Below are 1,197 nucleotides of genomic sequence, written 5' to 3'. Positions count from 1 at the left end.
GAAGCGGACCGACCGCAACGGCAACGAGAAGGTCGTCGGCGGCACTGCCTGGTACCAGGCCGACGAGATCCGCCCCCTGAACGCCGTTCCCACCTCCCGTAAGTCCGCCTCGCAGGAAGGCTGACCGTGTCTGTCACCGACTCCCTGAGCCTGTCTCCCCTGGTCGCCGTCATCGCTCTCGCGGTGCTGGCGGCCTGGGGGGCGGCTCGCCTCTTCATCGCCACCTACCGGTACATCCGGGCGACTCCCCTCCAGCGGGCTCGGATGCGCCATGCCTGGGCCGTCTCCCGCCGCTGGCGTCGCCTCGCCCCGAACGTCGGCCTCGCTCGCGTGGACGAGAACACCAAGGGCCGCAAGGACTGGCAGGGCAAGACCGCCAAGCCCGTCACCGTCGTCCCGAAGATCAGGGTGCTCCCCGAGCCGTGGGGCATCCGGGCCGTCATCAAGACGATCCCGAAGGTCGGGGTCGAGGAAGTCGAAAAGGCCGGCGGTTGGCTCGCGGACGCCTGGGACTGCCAGACCGTGGAAGTCCGCCGACTCAAGGCCGGACTCGTGGAGGTCCGGGGCATCGTCGGCAACCCGCTCGACGAGCACGCGCCGTACGCCTGGCCCGACGCTGACGACTGGGTCCTCCCGATGGGTCACAACCCCTGGATGCGCCAAGTCGCCATCCCGCTACGGCAGTTGAGCGGGATCAAGGTCGCGGGCCTCCCCGGCTACGGCAAGACCATGCTCATGCTCGCCTGGATGGCCTCGCTCGCGAATCGCGCCACCGTGCAGTTCGCCATCTTTGACGGCAAGACCTCCGACGCCCGATACGGCGACTGGGGCCAGGCCGGAGACCGCGCCATGTTCGTCGTCGGCGACAACCCGGAAACCGCCAACCAACGCCTGACCGAACTGGTCCGGCTGCTCAAGGACCGCCCGGCCGCCCTGGTCGAGGAACGGGGGACGCACAAGTTCTGGAAGCACGGGCCGACCGAGACCAACCCGCTCGTCCTGGTGCTCATGGATGAGTGCCACAACTACGCCGACACCAAGGGCCTGACCGGCAAGGACAAGCAGGTCATCGAGTCCAACCAGCGCATGATGCAGACCATCTCCAAGGAGGGTCGCGGGCTCGGCGTCATCGGTATCTTCGGCACCCAGAAGCAGACCGGCGACGCGATCCCGACCGCCGTCAGGGACAACCTGGAG

The 1,197-nt window shown here is 68.3% G+C and carries 1 protein-coding gene; it reads left to right on the top strand.

Annotation, left to right across the window (positions count from 1 at the left end; all coding sequences use genetic code 11):
* Positions 1–126: 126 nt before the first annotated feature.
* Positions 127–1,197, top strand: a 1,071-nt coding sequence (locus ACFULT_RS27185; RefSeq protein ID WP_378483089.1) for a hypothetical protein, incomplete at its 3' end; no start/stop codon positions are given.

This window comes from Rhodococcus sp. NPDC057297 (assembly GCF_042667435.1).
Lineage (GTDB): Bacteria > Actinomycetota > Actinomycetes > Mycobacteriales > Mycobacteriaceae > Rhodococcoides.
Note: the sequence above shows the minus strand (reverse complement) of the source record. Positions and strands in the feature narration are given on the sequence as shown.